Annotated in this window: 17 protein-coding genes; 5 read left to right on the forward strand and 12 right to left on the reverse strand. The window is 47.3% G+C overall.

The annotated features are described in order from the left end of the window. The first annotated feature begins 1 nt into the window (after window position 1). The 4 genes from OM416_RS12325 to OM416_RS12340 all read left to right on the forward strand — a co-directional run bounded on the left by OM416_RS12325 (window position 2) and on the right by OM416_RS12340 (window position 3,858). A complete protein-coding gene (locus OM416_RS12325) occupies window positions 2-187 on the forward strand; it encodes a hypothetical protein (RefSeq protein WP_062833637.1) in 186 nt (61 codons plus the stop codon). A 214-nt stretch (window positions 188-401) separates the two neighbouring features. Further along, entirely contained in the window at window positions 402-2,192 is a 1,791-nt protein-coding gene (gene pepF / locus OM416_RS12330; protein WP_264929639.1) for an oligoendopeptidase F, read from the forward strand. Between the two features lie 132 nt (window positions 2,193-2,324). Next, window positions 2,325-2,705: a lipopolysaccharide assembly LapA domain-containing protein gene (locus OM416_RS12335; RefSeq protein WP_264929641.1), complete on the forward strand. Its 381-nt coding sequence runs from the start codon at window positions 2,325-2,327 to the stop codon at window positions 2,703-2,705. Window positions 2,706-2,817: 112 nt separating this feature from the next. After that, the gene (locus OM416_RS12340) at window positions 2,818-3,858 is read left to right on the forward strand and encodes a M42 family metallopeptidase (RefSeq protein ID WP_264929643.1); all 1,041 of its coding nucleotides are present in this window, start codon (window positions 2,818-2,820) and stop codon (window positions 3,856-3,858) included. 124 nt (window positions 3,859-3,982) lie between these two features. Here OM416_RS12340 and OM416_RS12345 read toward each other — a convergent pair whose 3' ends face one another. The 9 genes from OM416_RS12345 to OM416_RS12385 all read right to left on the reverse strand — a co-directional run bounded on the left by OM416_RS12345 (window position 3,983) and on the right by OM416_RS12385 (window position 13,434). Further along, on the reverse strand, window positions 3,983-4,921 hold the full coding sequence (locus OM416_RS12345) for a hypothetical protein (RefSeq protein WP_264929645.1): 939 nt from the start codon (window positions 4,919-4,921) through the stop codon (window positions 3,983-3,985). A 160-nt stretch (window positions 4,922-5,081) separates the two neighbouring features. Beyond that, the gene (locus OM416_RS12350) at window positions 5,082-7,013 is read right to left on the reverse strand and encodes an ABC-F family ATP-binding cassette domain-containing protein (RefSeq protein ID WP_264929647.1); all 1,932 of its coding nucleotides are present in this window, start codon (window positions 7,011-7,013) and stop codon (window positions 5,082-5,084) included. Window positions 7,014-7,073: 60 nt separating this feature from the next. Then, window positions 7,074-7,652 carry a TetR/AcrR family transcriptional regulator gene (locus OM416_RS12355; RefSeq protein ID WP_017689402.1) on the reverse strand — a complete coding sequence of 193 codons (579 nt, stop codon included), beginning with the start codon at window positions 7,650-7,652 and terminating at the stop codon, window positions 7,074-7,076. A 12-nt stretch (window positions 7,653-7,664) separates the two neighbouring features. Next, window positions 7,665-8,474 carry a DUF92 domain-containing protein gene (locus OM416_RS12360; RefSeq protein ID WP_264929651.1) on the reverse strand — a complete coding sequence of 270 codons (810 nt, stop codon included), beginning with the start codon at window positions 8,472-8,474 and terminating at the stop codon, window positions 7,665-7,667. A gap of 227 nt (window positions 8,475-8,701) precedes the next feature. Then, complete coding sequence (locus OM416_RS12365) at window positions 8,702-9,475, reverse strand: ABC transporter permease (RefSeq protein ID WP_091017536.1); 774 nt, start codon at window positions 9,473-9,475, stop codon at window positions 8,702-8,704. 17 nt (window positions 9,476-9,492) lie between these two features. Then, window positions 9,493-10,269, reverse strand: coding sequence for an ABC transporter ATP-binding protein (locus OM416_RS12370; protein ID WP_074094443.1), 777 nt, complete (start codon window positions 10,267-10,269; stop codon window positions 9,493-9,495). A 27-nt stretch (window positions 10,270-10,296) separates the two neighbouring features. Then, window positions 10,297-11,352: an ABC transporter substrate-binding protein gene (locus OM416_RS12375; RefSeq protein WP_264929660.1), complete on the reverse strand. Its 1,056-nt coding sequence runs from the start codon at window positions 11,350-11,352 to the stop codon at window positions 10,297-10,299. 12 nt (window positions 11,353-11,364) lie between these two features. Next, a complete protein-coding gene (locus OM416_RS12380) occupies window positions 11,365-12,813 on the reverse strand; it encodes an aryl-sulfate sulfotransferase (protein ID WP_264929662.1) in 1,449 nt (482 codons plus the stop codon). A gap of 63 nt (window positions 12,814-12,876) precedes the next feature. Further along, the gene (locus OM416_RS12385; protein ID WP_264929664.1) at window positions 12,877-13,434 is read right to left on the reverse strand and encodes a MarR family winged helix-turn-helix transcriptional regulator; all 558 of its coding nucleotides are present in this window, start codon (window positions 13,432-13,434) and stop codon (window positions 12,877-12,879) included. A gap of 373 nt (window positions 13,435-13,807) precedes the next feature. On the opposite strand from OM416_RS12385, the gene OM416_RS12390 reads away from it, so the two are divergent. After that, window positions 13,808-14,215 carry a hypothetical protein gene (locus tag OM416_RS12390; RefSeq protein WP_264929666.1) on the forward strand — a complete coding sequence of 136 codons (408 nt, stop codon included), beginning with the start codon at window positions 13,808-13,810 and terminating at the stop codon, window positions 14,213-14,215. Between the two features lie 128 nt (window positions 14,216-14,343). Here OM416_RS12390 and OM416_RS12395 read toward each other — a convergent pair whose 3' ends face one another. From OM416_RS12395 to OM416_RS12405, 3 genes are read right to left on the reverse strand one after another with little or no spacing between them, the layout of a single operon-like run. Then, a complete protein-coding gene (locus tag OM416_RS12395) occupies window positions 14,344-14,976 on the reverse strand; it encodes a fumarylacetoacetate hydrolase family protein (RefSeq protein ID WP_264929669.1) in 633 nt (210 codons plus the stop codon). Between the two features lie 47 nt (window positions 14,977-15,023). Then, window positions 15,024-15,776: a glycerophosphodiester phosphodiesterase gene (locus OM416_RS12400; protein WP_169478634.1), complete on the reverse strand. Its 753-nt coding sequence runs from the start codon at window positions 15,774-15,776 to the stop codon at window positions 15,024-15,026. A 24-nt stretch (window positions 15,777-15,800) separates the two neighbouring features. Further along, on the reverse strand, window positions 15,801-17,222 hold the full coding sequence (locus tag OM416_RS12405) for a CapA family protein (RefSeq protein ID WP_264929672.1): 1,422 nt from the start codon (window positions 17,220-17,222) through the stop codon (window positions 15,801-15,803). Window positions 17,223-17,331 lie beyond the last annotated feature (109 nt).

Consider the following 17,331-nt stretch of genomic DNA (forward strand, 5'->3'; position numbering starts at 1 on the left):
CATGCCGCTTGACTCAAGCAATGTCGTCATCTTTATTATCCTTGCCTTTTCCCTCGGTATTGTGCTTATTCTGGGACGCAACTCTATCCCGGATCGACTAAGACGGGGAATGGCGCTTATTGCTACCCTGCTCATTTGTTTCGCCTTTTTCCTGATCGTTTATTTCTTGTATAACATGGGAACCTAATCACAAGGAACCCTGATGTTCAAATATTTCAACGTGCCTAAGGTCATACTATACGAGATTATTCGTATCGTAAGGAGGAAGGCCGTTGAAATACCAGAAATCACTATCTGTTATACTGGTACTTAGTCTGATTCCTTCGTCTCTCTCCGCACAAGCGAGCGCGACGAAGGCAGCTTCGTCCAACCATTCATCAGATCATCAAAGGAGGATTTCCATGAGTCAATTATTGAAACGTTCCGAGGTGCCAGCCGAGCATAGCTGGAAACTGGAAGATTTATTTGCCGATCAGAATGCCTGGGATCAGGAATATGAAGAAGTATCGTCTTTGACCAAGAAGGCCTCCGAATTTCAAGGCAAACTGGGTCAACCTGATGTACTCAAATCTTGCTTCGAATTCGAAGATGAGATCAGCCTCAAAATAGAACGCCTCTTTGTGTATGCACGTATGCATCAAGATGAAGACACAGCGAATCCTACATATCAAAACCTGTCCCAAAAAGCCCAGAAATTAGGCGTACGGGTTGGTGAAGCACTTTCTTTTGTCACACCGGAGATTCTCTCCCTTCCTGACGATGAGTTGGACGCGTTCATTGCGAACGAAAAACTCTCTGCTTATACATTTACGCTGGAAGAGATGAAACGGGAAAAAGCCCACGTTCTTAGCCAAACCGAGGAGGCTTTGCTTGCTCAGGTAGGCAACCTGTCACAAGCACCACAGACAATCTTTAGCATGCTGAATAACGCCGATCTCAAGTTCCCAAGAATCAAGGATGAACATGGTAACGAAGTTGAGCTGACACACGGCAGCTACATTCAGTTCCTGGAGAACCCTAACCGTGAAGTTCGCGAACGTGCCTTCAAAGCGGTATACGAAACCTATGCCAAACAGAAGAACACAATTGCGGCTGCCTTGAATGCAAATGTAACCAAAAATATGTTCTATGCTAATGTTCGGAAGTACCCTTCCGTGATGGAAATGTCCCTATATGGAGATAACATCCCAACGGATGTGTATACGAATCTGGTAGACACCATTCACGAGAGCCTTCCGTTATTGCATCGTTATATGGACCTGCGCAAAAAGTTGTTGGGTGTGGATCAGTTGCACATGTATGACCTGTTCGCTCCGCTCGTGGATGAGTACAAAATGGATATCACCTATGAGGAAGCAAAACAAACCGTCAAAGATGGCCTGACACCACTCGGCAAGGACTATGCAGACGCATTGCAGTCTGGATATGATAACCGTTGGATCGATATATATGAGAATGAAAATAAACGTTCTGGCGCATATGCCTGGGGCGCTTACGGCACCCACCCATATGTCTTGTTGAATCACAAAGATAACCTGAACAGCATGTTCACACTGGCACATGAAATGGGTCACGCTCTGCATTCACATTACTCGGATACAACACTTCCGTATCGCGATGCTCAGTACACCATCTTCCTGGCTGAAGTTGCATCTACAACCAACGAAGCGTTGCTCATGGATTATCTGCTTAATAAATCAACAGATCCGAAGGAAAAATTGTATCTGTTGACCTATTATGCCGATCAATTCCGTACAACGGTATTCCGCCAGACCATGTTTGCTGAATTCGAGAAAATCATTCATGAGCGTGCGGAACAAGGTGACGCATTAACACCACAATTGTTATCCGAGATCTATTATGATCTGAACGTTAAATATCACGGTAAAGACATGGTTGTCGACAAAGATATTGAGATGGAATGGGCTCGTATTCCCCACTTCTATAACAGCTTCTACGTTTACAAATATGCTACCGGCTTCTCCGCAGCGACAAGCTTCTCCAAGCAAATCCTGGAAGAAGGCCAACCGGCTGTCGACCGTTATCTTGGCTTCCTGAAGAGTGGTGGCAGTGATTACTCCATCAACATTCTGAAAAAAGCAGGTGTGGATATGTCTACACCTCAGCCAATTCGTGAAGCTATGAGTGTCTTCAAGGAATTGATTGAACAGATGGAGCAGCTAACCAAATAAGGTTGTCTTTCCATGTGACCTGCATCCCTTGCCCGTTTGGGCAGGGGATTTTATCATCAATGCAAGATGCAACATACCCGAATATGGGTAATGCATATCTAGTTCTCAATTGTTCAACAAGGAGGCAACACCATGAAAATGCAATGGGCACTCATAGCAGGTCTTGTTTTTGCACTGCTCACGGGGATCTTTGCGGTCATTAATGTGGATTCCGTACAAGTTAACCTGTTATTTAACACGGTACAAATTCCGCTGATCTTGCTCATTCTCGGTTGTACCCTGATCGGTGGAATTATTGTAGGTTCATATGGCATCTATCGCCAATACCGACTGCAACGCGAGAACAAGCAATTGAAATTGCGTGTATCTGAATTGGAAAGTTCGACGGCAAGCAACTCTTCCTTTGATTCTTTCAAAACGATGGATTCACTGGACTCCAAAGAACCGGACAGCCTATTGGAAAATGATTCGATCCAGAGTCAGCGCAAAGGAAACCCTACGGGGACATTGTAACCAACAGAGTCAGCCTGCTGGCGAGTCAGGAATGGTAATATCACATCCGCTCCCCCAGACAGGCTGTATTTTGTTTCTCACCATACTCACGTTCCAAGGAGGAAATTAAACAATGAGTTTTACGATTGATGAATCTTATGTTCTGTCTTTTCTGAAAAAATTGCTGGACACACCAAGTCCAAGTGGTTACACACATCATATTATCGAGATGATCCGCAAGGAAGCAGAATCACTGGACATCGCCTGTGAGCTGAATAACAAGGGCGGTGCAGTGCTTACACTGCCAGGGCAGGATTCGTCCAAGACGATTGCTTTGAGCGCCCACGTGGATACGCTAGGGGCCATGGTGCGCTCCATTACATCTTACGGCACATTGAAACTGACCTCTGTTGGTGGATTTTCCATGCAAAGTATCGAAAACGAATATTGCAGCATCCATACTCGGGATGAAAAGACATATACAGGCACCATTCTCTCCCTTCATCCATCTGTACACGTCTATCCGGATGCACGCACCTTTGAACGGACCGAGAGCCATATGGAAGTTCGAATCGATGAAGTCGTCTCTTCCAAGGAAGATGTGTTGAATCTTGGGGTCGCTGTCGGTGACTTTATCTCCTTTGATGCTCGTGCAGTCATCACGCCGAGTGGTTATATCAAATCACGTCATCTGGACGACAAAGCCAGCGTAGCTGCCCTGTTCGGCATCCTTGAGTCTGCACATCGCGAGGGCTGGAAACCATTACATAACGTCTCTCTGCTCATCTCGAACTATGAAGAAGTCGGACATGGCGCATCGTATATCCCTGCGGAAATCAGTGAAATGATCGCTGTTGACATGGGAGCCATGGGTGATGACCTCAGTTGTAAAGAAACCGACGTTTCTATATGTGCCAAAGATTCTTCTGGCCCGTATGACTATGATATGACTAGCCGTCTCATTGAGCTGGCCAAACAAGATGGAATGGATTACGTCGTGGACATTTATCCCCACTATGGCTCAGATGGCAGTGCAGCATTACGCGGAGGAAACAATATCCGAGCAGCACTGATCGGTCCAGGGGTTCACGCGTCTCATTCCATGGAGCGTACGCATAAGAATGCTGTCCTGAATACGGCACGATTGCTCGCTGCCTATATTACAACCAAGTAAAACAAAATCAATTACCTACGAAATCATCATGGATGACATCCATATATTTTGTCTAACTAACAAGGACACTTCCAAGCACAGCAAATCGGTGTGCAATCGGAAGTGTCCTTTTTTTGTCTGTCGCTTAATCTGCCTGTTCCACATATGCATGATATTTACGATCCAATATCTCTAACTCTGTCTTATGATCACGTATTTCATTTCTTAGCACATGCATGGTCTTCCGAACCGAACTCAGTCCATCCTTAACCTGACGTTCGGCTTTGCGAATTTTGTCCTGAACCATCCAATCCACGAAGAGGTTATCGAAGAAATAGTCAGCGAAGGAAAGCAGACCTCCCAGATGCAGATCGGCGTGTACTGCCATCTCTACATCCTCCAGTTCCTTCTGAAAGCGACGTAGACGCTTACCTGCATCCATGATGGCAACCTGAGCGTCATCCATTCGTCCTCGCTTAATATGTGTGGAGATGACCCCACCACCCATCATGTCATATACGCCCCAATTGCCTGCCGAAGCCAAAGCCTTCTCGGCACGTTCAAGGGCATAGAGCAGGTATTCTCCCTCCCGGAAAGCTTCATCCAGTTCCTGTAGCTCGCTCGCCAGATGTTCCCGATTCTCAGCCATGTGTTGCAATTCTGCATCCTGGTCCAGCAGACGACCTTCCTTCTTCCCCCACAGCGCGTTGTAGTCGCTCTGCCAGTACTGATACTGCCGCCCGCCCTCCAACTCCTGCTCCACATGAATTCGTTGCTCCTGTACGTCTTGTAACATGCGACAAGCGGTGTCGTATGCAGCCTTACTCTCCATCAGTTCCAGCTCTTCCTTCTCCAGACGCTCTGTCTTCTTGCCAATCAATTGATAGAAAAATGCCGACAATGTCATACTGTTCAGTCGATCAACGTCCTTCTGTTCCTTCTGGAGATGCTCCAGCCCACACTTTACCTTTGCTTCCCATTCGCTTTCCTCCATTTGAAGCTTCTCTAGACGCTTGGTCCATTTCTCGTAAATTCTCCCCTTTTCCTTGAGCACTGCCAACTGTTCATTCATTTGCTTATACATATGTGTGGTGTTCTCTCCCTTCTATGGAATTCTTTACTTATACAACGTAATGAATATACTAAACGTTCACATTAAATCGCAAATTCGCAGACAAAAAACGCCCTCTCCTCCTATGCAACATCATGTCACTAAGGAAAAAAGGGCGGTGGTTAATCATAAATCAAGACTTGCTCTGTTCAATCTGCTCTGCAAGTTCATTCAGAACGGTCCAGCGTTCCATCAATTCATCCAGATGACGTTCAGCCTCCACCTGCTCCGCCATTAACTCCTGCAGACGGGCAGAATCACTAAATGACTCTTCCATCTCTTTGTTAATCCGGACAAGATTGGCTTCAGCCTTCTCAATATTTTCATCAATCTGATCGTATTCACGTTGCTCCTTGAAGCTGAATTTCAACTTCGGTTTAGCCGCTGACACAGCAGGAGTCGTTTTCTCCGATGACTGCTTCACCTTCGATGCTCCTGTGTCACTCTCTTGAGCAGCTCCAGGTGCATTTTTCATCATCCATTCCGCATACTCACTGTAGTCGCCAACGTGTACACGTACAGCACCGTTGCCTTCAAAAGACAGCACTTTATCCACAGTACGATCAAGGAAATAGCGATCATGGGATACGACAAAGACAACACCGGGGAAATCATCCAGGTAGTCTTCCAGTACAGCGAGTGTCTGGATGTCCAGATCATTCGTCGGCTCATCCAGCAGCAATACATTCGGAGCAGCCATCAGCACACGCAGCAGATACAGACGACGCTTCTCTCCACCCGACAGACGGGAGATTGGCGTCCACTGGGATGCCGGGGTAAACAGGAACCGCTCCAGCATCTGGGATGCTGTAATCAGAGAGCCATCGGCTGTTTTCACATTCTCGGCCACTTCCTTGATGTACTCAATCACACGAAGGGATTCATCCATCTCCTGATGTTCCTGTGTGAAGTAGCCCAGATTGACCGTAGGACCGACGTCAACCACACCTGCATCGGGTTCCAGCTTGCCAGATATCATCTGAAGCAACGTGGACTTACCACTACCGTTCGGTCCGACAATCCCTACCCGATCTCCAGGTACAGCAATATAACTCAGATCTTCGATCAGCGTGCGGCCACCCACAGATTTGGAAAGATGCTCGATCTCCAGAATCTTTTTGCCCAAACGAGTGGAGCCAACCGATACTTCCAATGAACCCGAGCGCTGGATTCCTTGTTGATCTTTGAGTTGTTCGAAGCGATCAATTCTCGCTTTTTGTTTCGTTGTCCGTGCCTTGGCACCGCGACGAATCCACGCAAGCTCTGTCCGAAGCAAGTTCTTACGCTTCTGTTCGGAAGAAGCTTCCCGTTCTTCCCGCTCCGCCTTCAGTTCCAGAAAACGTGTATAGTTGGCTTCGTATCGGAACAAACGTCCATGATCCAATTCCAGCATGACATTCGCCACACGATCCAGGAAATACCGATCATGCGTAATCATAAGCAGTGCGCCGCGGCGCTTCTGCAAGTACTGCTCCAACCAAACGACCGAATCGTTATCAATATGGTTCGTCGGCTCATCCAGAATGAGCAGTTCGCAAGGGTGAATCAGCGCAGCAGCAAGCGCTACCCTCTTGCGTTGTCCACCAGACAATGTGCCCATCAGTGCATCGAATTGACGAATACCCAGTTTGGACAAAATGCTCTTCGCTTCGCTCTCCATCTGCCAGAGCTGAAGCTGCTCCATTTGCTGATTCAAGCGTAATAACCGCTCTTGCAAGGCTGGATCGGACGAATTCAGTTCCAATAATTCCATCGTTTCCGTATATTCACGCACGGTTTTCATTTCCATGCTGTCACCTTCGAATACTTGTTGCAGTACCGTATTATCCGGGTTGAAATCCGGATTCTGTGCCAGGAACTGAATACGTACGTCATTACCGATCGAGATCTGTCCCGCGTCTGCAGGTTCCATACCAGATATTACACGCAAAAACGTGGATTTTCCGGTTCCATTTACCCCAACGACACCAATCTTGTCCTGATCAGCCATGCCAAATGAAGCATCCTTGAACAATATTTTTTCGCCATAACTTTTTGCAATTTGCTCTACCGTCATTATGTTCATTGTTCGTACCCACTTCTCTGTAAATTAAAATTCAATATCACGTACATCCGTACACTCACTTTACACTTGTAAAAAAGAACGGCATCCATCCAGAAACAATGCTGCTGCAAAAGCAATTCGTTTGTTCAGATGTTCCTCATTAAACTCCGGATTCAACATAATATCCATCTTCAGCCGGTCCAGAATTCCAATGTAGGCTTCAGCGAGCAATACAGGCTCAGGTACACTTGCACTTTCCAGTACCTCACACACCATACTCATGTATTGGTTCATAAATGCCTTCATGAATTTCATCAGATCCGGATCATTATTGGGTGCCATAAAGAAGAGCTTGGTATGATTGCGGCGCTCATAATAATACGTAAGGTGGGTCTTGGCTATTGCTCCAAGTTTATCACCTGTGTTCTCATGCGAGTTCAAAGCATATTCAAGACGGCTGATAAAGCTGTTACAGTCCCGCTTGGATACTGCGATAAAAAGTTGTTCCTTGCTTTTGAAATATAAGTAAATGGTGCCTTTTGCGATGCCGGCTTCGTCTGCAATATCAGACATTTTCGTCTCATAAAAACCTTTCGAGCCAAAAATTCCATAGGCCGCATCCAAAATAGCCTCCGATTTGTCTCCCTGTACCGTGCTCAAATGTACTCCCCCTTACAACGCCAAAATGTTACCTAAACCAATCGCTACACATCCACCGATCACCGAGCTAAGCACGTTCACCAGGTCGTTACTCATCCATGCCCAGCCACGAGCCCGAACCGTCGGATGCCCGCAATGTTCATGTACCTCAACTTCACGGCCACACACGGTACAACGATACATCATCTGTACCGTTGCGCCCAGATAGGAATCGGCAAAAGCACCTGCCAATCCACCCACTAGGCCGACAAAAGTCCAACTAAACAGACTAAGCCCTTCTATCCCGGCGATCCAGGAAAACAAGAATGCTCCCGCACCAATCAGTGCCCCGCCTACGGCCGCAGCCACGGTGCCGAGAAGTGAGACACCTCCTGAAGCACCTGGCGTAAGTACCTTCCATGTGAGAACAGAGCGCGGCGGCTTGCGACTGAGACTCCCAATTTCGGTTGCCCATGTATCCGATGTAACGGTAGCCATTACACCAATGAAAGCATATACCCATGCCGGATGTGGAAATATCCAGTATCCCAGACATAGGAACATGCCCATCCCACCATTAGCCATCACTTGTCCGGCATCCCGATTTCCTGACTTGGCATAGGATTTCTCCAACTCCTGCTTCCGATCTTTACGAAACCTGGAGAGCAACGTTGAAGTAATGAAAAACAACAATAACGTGCCAAACCAGAACAGGTTACCCGCTCCGTAATATATCGTTCCCATCATGATGGCTGCCAGGCAACCAGACAGGGTTAGCGACTTTTTCGCATAGGCAGCACCTGCCACCATAGAAGCGCATACGGCGCCAATAATCCAATCCATAATGTCTCCTGCATGCAGCATATGTACAGCCCGCATGACGTTTATTGTATTTTTGAAATTCAATTATACCACGGTTTGATGCCAATGCCGAAACTCCTTACGCCAGCACAAAAAAAACCTGTTTTGGCCTCGTTTAGAAGTGCCAAAACAGGTTATTGATCAAACATCAAAACAAGATAAATTGCCTTTAACGTATCCTTTATAATCCAGTGTTCCTATATTCTAATTCAGACCCGCTTCGCTCCGCCAATGACCCCATATCGGTAGAGTACTCTGCGACCAAACCAGTTGAACAATCGATCCGTCAGGAATCCCATAAATCCCAGGGAAATCAGCCCGACAAAGATCCAATCTGTTCGGAAAAAGAGTCTGGAATTCCAGATCAAGTAACCGACTCCTTCATTTGAGGCAATCATCTCAGCACCGATTATGGCCATATAAGAAGTTCCCATTGCCAGTCGCACACCCGTGAAGATATACGGGGTTGTCGCCGGAACAATCACATGCAGCAGAATCTGCCGTTCATTGGCTCCCATGCTGCGGGCCGACCGAATTTTATCTTCTTCAACGGAGAGCACACCTGTCAGTGTATTCAATACAACAATGAAGAAGGTTGCGTACATAATGAGCGCGATCTTGGACTGCTCTCCAATTCCGAACCACACCAGGAATAAGGTAATAAAGGCGATTGGTGGGATAAAGCGTATAAAGTTAAGGAATGGCTCGGCGAACAGCCGGATGATATGCACCTTGCCAATAATCAATCCTACTGGAATAGCAATGATGCTTCCGAGTACCCAGCCCGCCAGTACACGAGTGAAGCTGATTCCGATATACTCCATCAGCGTACCGTCAGCAATCAGTTCACGTGCTCCCAGAATCGTGTGCCACGGACCAGGGATTACGTCAGGCCCATAGATGAGGGCACCGAGCTGCCAGATTAAGATGACCGTTACCCATAGAAGCGGGATAGACACCCATTTTTTCTCCAACCATTTCATCTTACATATCACCTCAGTTATTCTTCAAAGTGGCCTTGAATTCGGTCATACAGAGTGTTGAACTCAGACGAGGCGATGTTCCTCGGGTAAGGTAACGTATTGTGATAAATATCCGTTATATTCGAAGATGGACCAACTGACATAATGCCTATGCGCTCACCAAGCAATAACGCCTCCTGAATATCGTGGGTGACAAAGATAACGGTCTTATGGGTTTCTTTCCAAATATTCACCAGTTCTTTCTGCATGGTTCGTCTCGTCATCGCGTCCAGCGCACCGAATGGCTCATCCATCAGCAAGATCGCCGAGTCATTCGCAAGTACGCGGGCCAATTGAACCCGCTGCTTCATGCCACCTGATAGTTCTTTTGGAAATTTGCCCTCATGAGCACTCAGTCCAACAAGCTGGATGTAACGATCAGAGATCTCACGCCGCTGTGTCTTAGGCACCTTGGACATTCGAAGCCCGAATTCAACATTCTCCCTCACAGTTAACCATGGAAAGAGAGACGAATCCGCCTGCTGGAATACCATCGCCCGATCCCTGCCCGGTCTGTCAATCTCCTTGTTATCCACCTTGAGCTGTCCACCTGACTTGGAGATAAAACCCGCGATCATGTTCAGCAGCGTTGACTTCCCGCACCCGCTGGGACCAAGCAGGACAAAGAATTCTCCTCCCTTGATGACCAGATCGACATCCTTAATGATATAGTGCACATCCCCATTGGTCGGGGCATGATATGTTTTCCGAAGCTGTTCAATATGAATGGTATGCTGAGTTGCAGGTAAGGACATAACGGACACCTCCCATTTGAATATAAATTACTTACGGTATGTCACTTTATCCGGCAGCGCCTGTTGGAGAGAAGTCAGATTGAGTTTGGTGTCTAGATCAAAATCCTGTTCAATGATTCCCGTGTCCACCATATATTGTTTCTGACCTGCCAAGCTGTCATAAGCGGCCTGCGTAAATCCAACTTCCCATGGATTGATTGGAAGGTCTTTCAACGTGGCATCTTTAGGCTGTTTGGTCTCTTTATACATCAGATCCGCAACCTCTTCAGGATGCGCTTGTGCATACGTGGATGCCTCATCAAGCGCCGCAAGAAAATCACTTACCGTTTCGGGGTTAGCCTGAATGAATTCATTACTCGATATCAGACCCATACCAAGGCGTATAGGCGTCTGGGACATATCCGTCAGCTGATGTACCCCTTCGAGTGCATCAAATTTATCAGTTAACGCGGAACCGATTACCCAAGTGGCATCAAGGTCTCCCTGTTTCAGTGCGATGTAGGCCTCATCAAAAGCCCCCTGACCAATTTGCGTCACATCACTCAGCGCCACCCCCTGATCTTTCAAATATTCATCCCATAGATACGGAATAAATGTGCCTCGAATGAAACTCACTTTCTTGCCCTTCAAATCCGCTCCACTCTGAATATTCTCCCTTGCATACAGCTTCCAGGCGGCTGCCGCTTCATCCGTAGTCTGACCTGCAGAAGCGATTACTGAATATTCCCCTTTAGACAAAGCATTTAATACAGGGAAGTCCGCACCGTACGCAATATCTACCTGTTTGATAAATAGTGCATTTACACCTTCAGCCGGTGAACCAAACGTAATACTCTCTGCATCAATGCCCCTGCTTTCAAAGAAACCTTTGGCAATGGCTACCCTGAACGTTGGGTTGGTACTCGTATCTGCGATTCGAATTTTTACATTATCGGCATTTTTGCCGGTAGCGGCTTGGGTTCCCGATCCTGCTGCGTTTGAACTGCATCCGGATAATAGGAGTGCCGTAGCCAGGAATAATATCAATACGCCGTTTACTATGGATGGTTTTCTCACAATATACACCCCATTCGATCTAGTCATGATTCTTGACGCCTAACCGCCCGACTTGCCTTCATCCGACGTTGCCACACAGGCTGCCCCCTCCACAAATGGAAGAGTTGTCTCTACGCTCACGATGGATGCAGAACCTTTGGGTGCTGCTCCCGGCACCCTGTAGGTGGAGACATCAATGGCTTCGATGGCAATCTCCTGTGGTTTTTCCAACTGCGGAACCCACTGATAAGGAACTCGATATGAGCGATAGACCATATTGGTATTCCGCCCATCCGTGTACGGGGAGACATACTCCCAGACCAGCTCATGCTCAGCTGTGACCTCAAATAATCTGCCATTGGAACCTTCAGTTATTAGGGTGTTGCCATTAGGTAAACGCTGGGCAGAACTGATGTATGGGCTATAAAATTTATAGGAATCCGTTGGAACGGAAAATCCAGCTTCAGCCGACGTATACTGCCAGACAATCTCCAGGGTGACTGGGTTAATCTCCAGCACACGCGAGTGATCCCGAATCGCATGTTTCAATCCAAATGGGGAAGCCGGATTCGGAAGGCCATAACCTGCCCAGCCGCCGTTGTCGAATACGAGCAAGTTCCCTTCTCCCGGCAGACCCTGAGGAATGATATGTGCATGATGCTGCCCGATAATCGTGCCGATGTGCTTCGCTTCAGTTGAAGTATAGTCCGGCCCTAGTCTCCACACGATCTTTCCGCTCTGTCTATCTGTAATGGCGATAATGTTGGCTTCTCTGGCATCCCAGATAATATTGTCGGGGTGGAACCGTTCGTCTCCGTCTTCATAGAAGCGGTTGGGTCCGACATAAGAAGCAGAATTAATATGTAACCAGTCACCTACACCACCGCCAAGATGACCGAAAGAGCGTGTATTCGGGTCACGGAACAGGACATTTCGAGCAGCTTCATCAAAACCTAATTCCTCAAAGTGCTCGTTAGGCAACCACTCCCAGAGCACCTTCCCCTCCCAATCCACTTCGATAATGGCATCATCAAGCAATGGCTTATCTGAAATTTGAGGATTACTCACATTTTTGTGAGCCAGGATGAGCGTTTTACCACTCTTCGTCTTCGGCGCAAGCCCAGGTGCATAGTAACCTACCGGATTACCCTCACGCTGGTAATCATGATGCTGGCGGGCATACCACAGTGGCTCATACCCCGGATCTTCGATATGTTCGTAGCTATTGTATTTCCATACAATGTTGCCGTCCCAGTCCACTTGGACCAGATCGACATTGTCCTGAATACCGAACTTCGGATCTCTCCGACCCGTGCTGCCCAGCACGTAGCCGCCAGGCAATATTTTGGCCGGAAACCCTAACAATCCTTTCCACAGGTGAACTTCCTTGCCATTCATATCGATCAACACTACGCCTTCCTCACCTGCCTGATAGACGGTATAACCGCCCCAAGCCTTATCCGGATTGTATAGCGTTGCTCCAGTTGGATATATTGTTGAGTGTCCCATTGATCATCTCTCCCCTAGAATGTTTGTAGAATGGAATGTCGAATATCACTACTTGATTCAACTTCAATAACTGAGATAGTTACTCTTCCCGGTATTGTCTCGCTGCTTCTGCTCAAGGTCACGCTTGGAAGACTGCTCGTGTTCTTGTATCCCATTGTTCTCCGCCAATTCCAGCACCGTGTCCGAGAACCCCTCCAGATTCGCTACCACCCGCTCATAGAATTGACTCTGTTGCTCCAGCTCCTCCGTTGTAAAACCCTCAAACAGAAGCGTGATACATCGAGCACCGATGTTGCTGTTTCTCGCATACATCTCCCGCCCGCTGGATGTGATGTCCAGTAAAACCGTCCGCCGATCGTCTTCCTTTCGTCTGCGGATAGTGAGTCCTTTTTTCTCCAACTTATCGGTTAGAGCAGTAATGGCACCGGATGTAAAGTCCAACTGTTCTGCCAAATCCCCAAGCCGTTGTTCACCTTCTCGAATGATTTTGTGCAGGATAAGCATGCCCGGCAGGCTGATGCCCTCTACAGAGATGCGATCCCGCTCTTTGACAAATCGTCTGACCATTTTGCGGAATAACCAGTCCGTCCGCTCCAACGCTTCCCAATCTCTATCGCTCATTCCATATCCTCCTTATTCATCTGAAGCTTCAACAGCGCACAAAAAAAGGCCCCCGAGGACATTCCTTAGAGGAGTAGTCCCGGGAGCCTTTGGTGGTCCAATCAGCTCACTTCAGTTTTCAGTTCAAATTATTTCACTGTTCATTTAATGAGTATTAAAATAATTGAGATCATCATATAACCAACTAACCCAACCTGTCAAGTGCGAATTGGAATATAGATCTACTTTTACAGTCATTCCCCGCCGGTTTGAAATTACTTATCCTGTTTTAAGTTTCACTTCAGGTTTCCCGTTTACACTATTCTCAGATCGAAACATCAATGAAAAGCTACGATTCAGTTCGTACTCAACTACAGAAATGAGGATTATCCATATGAACATGAAAAGAGTCATTATTATAGGCACAATGATTGTCACCATGTCCTTCGCCGGAACAGCATGGGGCCAATCCGCCATCTCCCCCATACCAACAGCTAAATGGTCCATCGTTGATCTGGATACTCGTGAGGGAAACAGTGACGAGCTGCTCAGCGCTCTGAATCAGTCTTCAGAAGCGGATCTGTATCAGGAACTGTACAGCGGCAAATCGCTGAGGACAATTACGGAAGAAAACAATGGGAACTTGAATGAGGTCATAGCTATACAAGTAAGGCAGCTCAGGGAACAGTTAGATGAGCGACTCGCAAGTGGAAGTATCAGCTCGAAGCAACATGCTGCACAACAAGCTGAATTGGAAGAGTTGGTCACACAGAGCGTAAATACAGCATATAACTTAGTGTAATTAGCCACGTATCCGTACGATGAAGATATAAACATATATTCAATATCCACGATAGCACAGCAAAAAGGAGCGTATGCACGCCCCTTTCTTGTACCCTATTCACCTCAAGCAGGTATGATGTGTAATCCTTATTGCGCTGCCCCAATCGTACAGGCACCCAATGATTCGCCGTCCCATGCCAGTTCGAGCACATCGCCTGCTTGTGTTGGTCCAACACCTTCAGGTGTTCCTGTAAAAATGACATCGCCCGGCCCCAGGCCGTAATGGTGACCTACATAATTCACAATATCCTGTAAACTGAAGATCATGTTACGAATGTTACCACGCTGAACTTCCTCACCATTTTTGGTCAATGTAAAGTCTTTCTCCAGCAATGTTGCCGCACCTGGGAATGCCTGAAATGCAGTAACCGGTGCAGAATTTTTGAACCCTTTGGCCGCTGTCCAAGGGTGACCCTTTTTCTTAATCACAGTCTGTACATCACGTAACGTAAAATCAATACCAAATGCATATGCATCCACCAGCTCATCTACCGCCACACCTGGCTCATAACTACGGCCAATTTGCACGACCAGTTCAGCTTCATAGTGAACTTCACCTTGCGTAGCAGGCAATTCAAGGGTTTCACCATTCAGGGATACAACTGCGTGAGAAGGTTTCATAAAGATCATCGGCTCATCCGGAACTGCGTTGCCCAATTCTTCCGCGTGAAGTTTATAATTGCGTCCTACACAGTATACATTGCGAATGTTAGTCAACATGGGTATATAACCACCTTTATCGGATTCATTAGTGTATATGGAGTAAATTACGGTCTGAAGAATCGGCTACTCGTCTCCTGAAATGCATGTTCCCATACGTCAGGTCGGTTTGTACACAACATAAGCTCTGGATCTACTGCCGCCAGTCTCTTCATAATCGTTTTGTCATCCACCGTCCAAGCCATCACACGAATGCCTGCACTCCGCATCTCGTTCATTAAGGATTTATCTACATTGGTATATCCAATCGAGAGGAATGTGCAATTCATTTGCCGCAGTGCAGTTAACAGATCACCTGGTCGTGCGTCGATAATAAGCCCCGTCTGGATCTCCGGTGCAAGTTTCTTCACTTCAATCAGAGCAGCAGGTTCAAATGAAGTGATCACCACATCATTCTGCATATGTCTTTTTCTCACTTCATATATAACTGCGGCAGGCAGGCCAGGGTACATATCCCCCTGCGTTTTCAGTTCGATGTTCAAACGCACTCTGCCGCACGAACGATCAAGCAGTTCACTTAGAGCCGGAATCCGTTCACCTTTGTAGGTCTTGTTTTTCCATGCTCCGGCATCCAGCCGTTGCAGATCAGCCCAATCGGTTTCCCGAACCAGACCCTTGCCATTCGTCGTACGATCCACTGTAAAATCATGAATGATCACGGGCACACCATCACGCGACAACTGCACATCCAGCTCCATCCACTGAACTTCTGGCCGTTCCATGGCCATCAGGAATGCAGCCATCGTATTCTCTGGTGCAATGGAAGAAAATCCACGGTGCGCTACACAAAGGTTGTTCATTCGATTCCCTCCTCAAAAAGGTTCTCAATTTGGCGAAGCGACTCCACTTGCATCATACCGAATGCCTGGAGAAAGCTTTGCCATCTGCTCCAGCAGAAGTCGGTTCGCCTCATCAATCATCGGAATGGCCTGACCAAGCCCTGCTTCATAAGGGATGACTTTCATACTGCAATTCGCGTCGCTACTACAGCGTGCCTGAAACACAGCCGTTTTCCACGTTTCTTCGGTTGTTGATCTGGAGAAAATAAAATTCCCCGTACTATATGCAATCCACTTCCCTTTATAGTACTCCAACCCTTGCAACACATGAGGATGACCACCGATGACCAGATCCGCACCTGCATCTACAAACTCATGAGCCAATCGGGTCTGGTCACTATTCGGAGTACTTACCCGTTCCTCTCCCCAGTGTGCAACCACAATGACCAGATCTGCCTTCTGACGGGCCTCCTGGATTGCTTTGACTGCTCCTGTGGAATCATAGGCTTCAGCCACACCAGCCCGATTGCCTTCCGCCTTCCAACTCGTTTCCGGTACCACTCGGGAGAAGCCAAGCAGTGCGATCTTCATGCCTTTGCGTTCCAGGTAAGCTGGTGCATAAGCTTCATCTCTGTTCATCCCTGCTCCAGTGTGAGCTATGCCATACTCCTTGAGATAGGTTAACGTATCCACCAAGCCTTCTACGCCCTGATCCAGAATATGATTATTAGCCAAATTCACAGCATCAAAACCCGCAGAGGCCATTGCCGCCAATGCTTTGGGCGATGATTTGTAGACATACGTTTTGTCAGCTGCACTGGTACCACCCAGGGTTATGGGTGTCTCCAGGTTACCGATGGTAAGATCATCATCCTTGAATAATCTGCCGAGCTTGGCAAAGGGATAGTCATAACCGTTCTTATCCAGCAGTTCAGCAACTTTACCTGAGAACTGGATATCGCCAACAAAGTTAATCGTGATATCCTTCGCTGAATTGGAAGGTTTCGACGTCCCTGATTCGGTATCCGCACCTGCATTTCCCTTGGTGCTGGATGGTGTCGAAGTTGCCGCAGGTTTTTTCGTTCCGGAATCCGTCTTCCCGCCACTGGAGTTGCCTGAAGCGTCAGGGGTCGCTACGCCGGATGTCTTTTCTGCATCCTTTGTTGTCTCTCCATCCGTTGCTTTAGTACCTTCATCCGAAGTCTCATCAGATTCCGTGTCTGGAGAACTAACTTGATCGCCGCCTTTGGCATCGTCTCCAATGGAAGGCTGATCCTGATCGACTATTTCTTGCTTCACCGGCTGGTCTGCCTGTTGCTGACGTGTATTCATGACATAAAAAATGCCCACCAGACCAATTGCAATGATCAATACAATATTAACTGTCCAGATGATTGTGATTGTATTGCGGGTGCGTTTACTACCCTTTTTCTTCTTTACACTTCGCTCTGATCTTGGGGGATACATAAGCAACTCCTCTTCTTCTTCACAGCCATACATACCATTATATCAGGCATATTCTGGATTTCCATCATTCCTTGGAACTGTATCGATTGGAAGGGTATTAACTCGATTA

This window comes from Paenibacillus sp. LS1, assembly GCF_026013365.1.
GTDB lineage: Bacteria > Bacillota > Bacilli > Paenibacillales > Paenibacillaceae > Paenibacillus.

What these genes read in the sequence shown, in the direction of transcription:
- OM416_RS12390 (WP_264929666.1), top strand. Translation starts at nt 13,808, where the DNA reads ATGAACATGAAAAGAGTCATTATTATAGGCACAATGATTGTCACCATG.
- OM416_RS12400 (WP_169478634.1), bottom strand. Translation starts at nt 15,776, where the DNA reads ATGAACAACCTTTGTGTAGCGCACCGTGGATTTTCTTCCATTGCACCA.
- OM416_RS12345 (WP_264929645.1), bottom strand. Translation starts at nt 4,921, where the DNA reads ATGTATAAGCAAATGAATGAACAGTTGGCAGTGCTCAAGGAAAAGGGG.
- OM416_RS12340 (WP_264929643.1), top strand. Translation starts at nt 2,818, where the DNA reads ATGAGTTTTACGATTGATGAATCTTATGTTCTGTCTTTTCTGAAAAAA.
- OM416_RS12370 (WP_074094443.1), bottom strand. Translation starts at nt 10,269, where the DNA reads ATGTCCTTACCTGCAACTCAGCATACCATTCATATTGAACAGCTTCGG.
- OM416_RS12325 (WP_062833637.1), top strand. Translation starts at nt 2, where the DNA reads ATGCCGCTTGACTCAAGCAATGTCGTCATCTTTATTATCCTTGCCTTT.
- OM416_RS12375 (WP_264929660.1), bottom strand. Translation starts at nt 11,352, where the DNA reads ATGACTAGATCGAATGGGGTGTATATTGTGAGAAAACCATCCATAGTA.
- OM416_RS12365 (WP_091017536.1), bottom strand. Translation starts at nt 9,475, where the DNA reads ATGAAATGGTTGGAGAAAAAATGGGTGTCTATCCCGCTTCTATGGGTA.
- OM416_RS12360 (WP_264929651.1), bottom strand. Translation starts at nt 8,474, where the DNA reads ATGGATTGGATTATTGGCGCCGTATGCGCTTCTATGGTGGCAGGTGCT.
- OM416_RS12380 (WP_264929662.1), bottom strand. Translation starts at nt 12,813, where the DNA reads ATGGGACACTCAACAATATATCCAACTGGAGCAACGCTATACAATCCG.
- OM416_RS12350 (WP_264929647.1), bottom strand. Translation starts at nt 7,013, where the DNA reads ATGAACATAATGACGGTAGAGCAAATTGCAAAAAGTTATGGCGAAAAA.
- OM416_RS12395 (WP_264929669.1), bottom strand. Translation starts at nt 14,976, where the DNA reads ATGTTGACTAACATTCGCAATGTATACTGTGTAGGACGCAATTATAAA.
- OM416_RS12405 (WP_264929672.1), bottom strand. Translation starts at nt 17,222, where the DNA reads ATGTATCCCCCAAGATCAGAGCGAAGTGTAAAGAAGAAAAAGGGTAGT.
- pepF (WP_264929639.1), top strand. Translation starts at nt 402, where the DNA reads ATGAGTCAATTATTGAAACGTTCCGAGGTGCCAGCCGAGCATAGCTGG.
- OM416_RS12335 (WP_264929641.1), top strand. Translation starts at nt 2,325, where the DNA reads ATGAAAATGCAATGGGCACTCATAGCAGGTCTTGTTTTTGCACTGCTC.
- OM416_RS12385 (WP_264929664.1), bottom strand. Translation starts at nt 13,434, where the DNA reads ATGAGCGATAGAGATTGGGAAGCGTTGGAGCGGACGGACTGGTTATTC.